Source organism: Chlorobium sp., assembly GCF_036528655.1.
Taxonomy (GTDB): Bacteria; Bacteroidota; Chlorobiia; order Chlorobiales; family Chlorobiaceae; genus Chlorobium.
In genome coordinates, this window is sequence record NZ_JAIGND010000007.1 from 1 (window position 1) to 5,251 (window position 5,251).

At 59.1% G+C, this 5,251-nt stretch carries 4 protein-coding genes; all 4 read right to left on the reverse strand.

Features of this window, described 5'->3' with window-relative positions; genetic code table 11:
* Nucleotides 1-279: 279 nt before the first annotated feature.
* From K4305_RS03640 to K4305_RS03655, 4 genes are read right to left on the reverse strand one after another with little or no spacing between them, the layout of a single operon-like run.
* Nucleotides 280-1,251, reverse strand: a complete 972-nt coding sequence (locus K4305_RS03640; protein ID WP_331560991.1) for an acyltransferase family protein — start codon at nucleotides 1,249-1,251, stop codon at nucleotides 280-282.
* The gene (locus K4305_RS03645) at nucleotides 1,251-2,444 is read right to left on the reverse strand and encodes a glycosyltransferase family 2 protein (RefSeq protein ID WP_331560993.1); all 1,194 of its coding nucleotides are present in this window, start codon (nucleotides 2,442-2,444) and stop codon (nucleotides 1,251-1,253) included. The genes K4305_RS03640 and K4305_RS03645 overlap by 1 nt, the downstream gene beginning before the upstream one ends.
* Nucleotides 2,441-3,661 (reverse strand): glycosyltransferase, encoded by a 1,221-nt coding sequence (locus K4305_RS03650; RefSeq protein ID WP_331560995.1) that lies wholly within the window; start codon nucleotides 3,659-3,661, stop codon nucleotides 2,441-2,443. Before K4305_RS03650 ends, K4305_RS03645 begins: the two co-directional genes overlap by 4 nt.
* Entirely contained in the window at nucleotides 3,658-4,749 is a 1,092-nt protein-coding gene (locus K4305_RS03655; protein WP_331560996.1) for a glycosyltransferase, read from the reverse strand. The genes K4305_RS03650 and K4305_RS03655 overlap by 4 nt, the downstream gene beginning before the upstream one ends.
* Nucleotides 4,750-5,251 lie beyond the last annotated feature (502 nt).

The window sequence follows — 5,251 nt, forward strand, 5'->3', positions numbered from 1 at the left end:
AGGATTGAAGAGGAAGATGTTGCCCACGGATTTACAGGGATTGGCACGGATTGAAGAGGGCGAGATTGGGTTATGCGCTATGGATTATGCTTTCTTGCCATTGAGCTATCGAGCTATCTCGCTATCCAGCCATGAAGAGGAAGAACGCGGTTCCCGCTGATTGGGGATTGGATTTTCACGGATGGAAGACGGGGAGGCGGGGGATGGGGGTGGATGATGCTTTCTTGATGCGTCGGCGAGATATACTTCCGGATGCGGAGCAACCGATATTCCTTTTTTCTATCCTTTTCCGAGAAGAAGGGTTCGGGTGGTTTTGTTTTTATCGGCGAGGTGTTCAATGATGATGGGGCCGGTAATGCCGGCGGCGGTTCCTGCGATGAAGAGGAGCCAGGTGTCGGTTATGCCGGTTTTGGTGAGCAGGATTCTGGATGCTGCGGTGAAGAAGACGTGGAAGAGGTAGATGGCGTAGGAGTAGTTTCCGATTGCGGCGAGGGGTTTTGATTCGGCTTTGGTGAGCAGGAGGGATATGCATGCTATGGTGCCGATGATGAGGGCGTTGAGAGAGCGGCGTGTTCCGCCGTACTCATGGCCGTAGAGGATGAGGAAGATGGCTATGGCGGTTATGGCAATGTATCCTGCGGTTTTCGGGTGGCTGAGCTGTAATGGGAATCTTGTGCAGTAGAGCCCGGCAAGGAAGTAGGGGAAGAGGTAAAATGCGCCTGCAATGGAGAACCATGGGGTTCCGATGTTGGCTATGTAGGCGGTTGCCGATATGAGCCAGACGATGGCAAAACCTTGACGGGTGTCGAGGATTTTGTAGCGTTCGAGCGGTACGACGAGGATGAAGATGATGAAGAGGGCTTCGAGGAACCAGAAGTGGGCGACGGGTTTGAGGTGGAGGTAGTACCATTCTGTGATCTGGCGGTTCGTGCCTGGAGTGAAGGCCTGGAAGAGGGCGAAGATGGTGCCTGTGACGAGCATGGGGATGATGAGACGCCGGATTTTGCCTTTGAGGAAGGATTGCCAGTCGCCTTTTAAGGGGCGCCATGCGTAGACGAGCCCGGAGAGGAAGGTGAAGAGAGGCATTCGGATGTATGCGAGCAGTTCGTTGGCCTGTTTGAGGGGGCCTTCATGGAGCCTGAGTCCGGTTTCGGGGGTGATGCCGATGACGTGGTAGGCGACGAGCATGATGCATGCGAGGCCGCGGAGCGTGTCGACGGGTATGTTGCGTTTTTTGTGTTTGGTTGCCATCAGGCCGTTTTTTTGTGTTCTCTTGTTGTGCGTACCCATGATGCGCTTTTTTTGCGGAGGATCATGGCCGCGTAGATGGGGATTTTCCAGAGTATGTAAAATGGGGCTGCGAGAAGTATGGCCCAGGTGGCAGGGGGGGCTTTGCGCTGAATCTGGCCGGATGCTACGTAGATGAAGAGTATTGTCCACCAGGTTGCGGCGATGATCTGCCAGAGGGGGTTGCCGAGCAGCAGCGCGGCGATGGTGCCGACGGCGTAGATGAGGACGAGCATCGAGAGCGGCGGTATGGCGAGTTCGGCGAGCGCTGTGAGGTAGCTGGATCTGCCTGTGCTGAAAAAGTGCCTGAGCAGCGGCCAGGTCATGCGCCGGACAAGGGCGAACCGGCCGCCTTCCCAGCGGCTGCGCTGGCTGGATGCGTTTTTTCCGCTGGTGACCATTTCGCTGCGGATGATGGCGTCGGGGTTGTAGTGTACGCTGATGCCTTCCTGAAGCAGGCGGAGACTGAATTCCATGTCTTCGACGATGGAATGGCAGGGCCATCCGGTGCGCTGGAGCAGGTCGGCACGGAATGCCATGCCGTTGCCTTTGAGGACGCAGGTGCCGCTGAGCCGGTATGGTCCGGCCATGCGGAGATGGTTGAAGACGTTGAAGGCTGCGTCGATGAGGCCGGGGCGCCAGCCTGCCCGGGGGTTGCTGACGCCGTTGTATGCCTGGACGGTTTGTATGCCGGGCTGGCTGAGCGAGAGGCTGATTTCGCGGAGGTATCCGTTGTCGGGGGCTACGTCGGCGTCGATGATGGTGATGGCGTCGGTGCCGCGGTAGAGGGGCTGGTGTTCTTTGAGGAACCAGTCGAGCGCCTGGCCTTTGCCGCGGTTGACGGCGTCGGTGCGTTCGAGCACGGTTGCGCCCGCGTTGCGGGCGGCGTCGGCGGTGCCGTCGGTGCAGTTGTCGGCGATGACGTAGATGTCGAGCCGGTTGGCGGGGTAGTCGCAGGCCTGTACGTTCCGGATGGTCCGTGCGATGCCTTCTTCTTCGTTATGGGCGGGTATGAGCACGCCGATGTTGAGAAAACGGTTTTCGTGCCCTTCTTCCTTGTTGAAGAGATATGCCGCGACGGTTACCAGAAGGAGGTATGCTGCCGGCAGCGTGAGCAGGATGAAGAGCGTTGCGAGGATGGCGTCCATGGTGTTCATGGTTGGTTGCGCTGGTTCAGGAAGTGCCTGCTGAGCGATTGGTTGTTCGTGTGCTGGTTGTAGCGTTCAATCACTTTCTGCCGTCCGGCTTTGCCGAGCCGGGTGCGCAGGTCGGGGTCGGTTATGAGCGCGGCGAGCTGGCGGGCGAGGTCTTCGGGGTCGCCGGGTACGGCGAGCAGGCCGTCGTGTTCGTGGTCGATGAGTTCGGGGATGCCGGTGATGCGGGTCGAGATGACCGGTATTTCTTTTGCCATGGCTTCCATGAGGACGACGGGAACTCCTTCGGCGAAGCTTGCGAGTACGAAGATGTCGGCCCGGTCGTAGTGTTCGCGGACTTTGTCCTGGCCGAGCGCGCCGGTGAAGGTGACCCGGGTTTCGATGCCGTGGGAGCGGGCGTGTTTTTCGAGCGAGGCGCGGTCGGGTCCGTCTCCGACGAAGGCGAGGTGGAAGGGGGTTCCCTGTTTGTTTAGGATGGCGCATGCTTCGAGCAGGATGTGCTGGCCTTTTGCGGGTACGAGCCGCCCTACGCAGAGCAGGTTCGCCGTGGCGTTGCCGGGGTCGGGTCGGGGCGCGTAGAGGTCGGGGTCGATGCCGCAGCGGACGATGTGGAAGCGGTTCCAGATTTCAGGATCGGCGAGGCGCATGACCTGGCTGCGACAGTAGTGGCTGATGCATCGGACGAAGGCGGCTTCCCTGATTTTTTCCTGAAGCATGGCGCTGTCGACGGTGTAGAAAATGTCGGGTCCGTGCACCGAGATGCTGTATGTGATACCTCCGTATCGTTTCATGAGTATGGCGACGATTGCCGTGGGGTTGGCGAAGTGTTCGTGGATGTGCGCGATGCCGTTTTTGCGCGTCCATTGAAGCAGGATGCCGGCTTCGGCGAAGTAGGCAATGGCTTTTATCGGGTTTTTCGGTCCTGTATGGGAGAGCCTGAGTGCGGCAGATGCCATTTTCAGATAGCCTGCGGGGTTCTGAGCAAGGCAGCGTAGATGTGCCGTGAGGATTTCGGGTATCGATTGGTCGAGCACCATGAGGGTGTCGCGGGCTTCTTTCTGTTCGTCGGGGGTCATGATGTCGAGCCCTGCGGGCTTGCGGATCGAGGCGGTGTGTACCGTGAGCCCTTCTTTGCGGAGCGACTGGATTTCCCTGTATATGAATGTGTGAGAGATTGCCGGGTACTCGCTGCAGAGGTATGCGATGGGTTGTTCTTTCATGTCTGGGGTGTTGAGAGTCCGGTTTTGAGTGCCGCACGTTTGTTCCTGAGCGGTTTCCCAAGGAGTCGGCCGGCGTGAAAGCGGATGATGCCGAACAGTTGCGGCAGCACGACGATCGAGCAGTGCCATGCGTATTTTTTTGCGTCGGCGCGGTTGAGCTGCTGTTCGCGCATGAACTGGCCTACTTTTGTGATCCGCGGTTTGAAGAGCAGGAATAAGGCGCCCGCGAGGCTGAGCATCGAGAGTATTGCGCCGCGTGGATTGTGCTGCACCAGGGGGATGAGCAGCGCGCCGGCAGCGCCGGCCATGAATCCTCCGCCTTTGGTGGTGATTCGCCGCTGTTCGGCTTTCCAGAAGCTGTCGCCGGTGGGGGCGATCCGGCTTTGTACGGCGGCGAATCCGTAGCCGGAGCGATAGGCGCGGCGCAGATATTGCGATGCTTTGAGCATGGCCAGGTCGTGGCTGGTCATGAGTGCGTCGAGCATGAGGATTTTCCAGCCGGCCCGGCTGATGCGCCAGCCGAGTTCGGGGTCTTCGCCGCCGACGAGGGTTTCGTCGTAGCCGCCGGTTTGTTCGAGGGCCTGGCGTCGGATGAGCACGTCGCCGCCGAAGCTCTGGCAGAGGCCGGGGCGGTCGTTCCATTCGAGGTCGCCGAGCCAGTTGTAGAAGGAGCGTTCGGGGTGCATTTCGCGACGGTATCCGCGTACGGCGCCGAGTTCCGGATTTTCGCCCATGGCTTTCAGGGCGAGGGCCAGCCAGCCGGGGTCCATGATGGTGTCGGAGTCGAGGAATTGTACGAAGGGGGCGCTGCCGGCTTTCCAGCCGGCGTTTCTGCCGAGTCCGGGGGTCGGGTGTTCGGGGTTGAGTTCGAGCGCGGTTACGCCGGGGAACTGTCGGGCGATGGCGACGCTGCTGTCGGTGGATCCGCCGTCTGCGTAGATGATGCGGATCCGGTCGGTCGGGCAGCTGCCTTCAAGGATGGATCGGATGCATCGTTCGAGGGTTTTTTCGCTGTTGACTCCTATGATGACGCAGTCTGCGGAGGGGATTTCTCCCTGGTTCGTGCCGTTGGTTTGTGTTTGTTTCATCGGGAGCGGTGTTTGAGCGCTGCACGGGGTTCTGTTCGGGGGCTCGTGCGGGGCTTTGTTTTTATAATACCTGCAAATGCGGTGCCAGCGTTCTGTTGCTTGATGACCGGGGTTTACGGGTGTTGGGGGTTGCAGCGGTCTTGCATGCGGAGAGTGTTTTCTGAGGGTGGTCTCTCTGTTTGAGAGACGGGAGTCAGGAGAGAGGGGTCGGGGGATTGAAGAGGGGGAGGTTGCCCACGGATTTACACGGATTGGCATGGATGGATGGAGGATGGTTGACCGGGGGGTTGTTTTGAGTTTTTCAGCTATCTCGCTATCCAGCCAAGAAGAGGAAGAACGCGGTTCCCGCTTATTGAAAACGGATTTTCACGGATTGAAGATGGGGAGGCAGGAGAGAGGAGACGAGGATTGAAGAGGGGAGGTTGCCCACGGATTTTCACGGATTGGCACGGATTGAAGAGGGCGAGATTGGGTTATGCGCTATGGATTATGCTTTCTTGCC

What these genes read in the sequence shown, in the direction of transcription:
- K4305_RS03655 (WP_331560996.1), bottom strand. Translation starts at nt 4,749, where the DNA reads ATGAAACAAACACAAACCAACGGCACGAACCAGGGAGAAATCCCCTCC.
- K4305_RS03640 (WP_331560991.1), bottom strand. Translation starts at nt 1,251, where the DNA reads ATGGCAACCAAACACAAAAAACGCAACATACCCGTCGACACGCTCCGC.
- K4305_RS03645 (WP_331560993.1), bottom strand. Translation starts at nt 2,444, where the DNA reads ATGAACACCATGGACGCCATCCTCGCAACGCTCTTCATCCTGCTCACG.
- K4305_RS03650 (WP_331560995.1), bottom strand. Translation starts at nt 3,661, where the DNA reads ATGAAAGAACAACCCATCGCATACCTCTGCAGCGAGTACCCGGCAATC.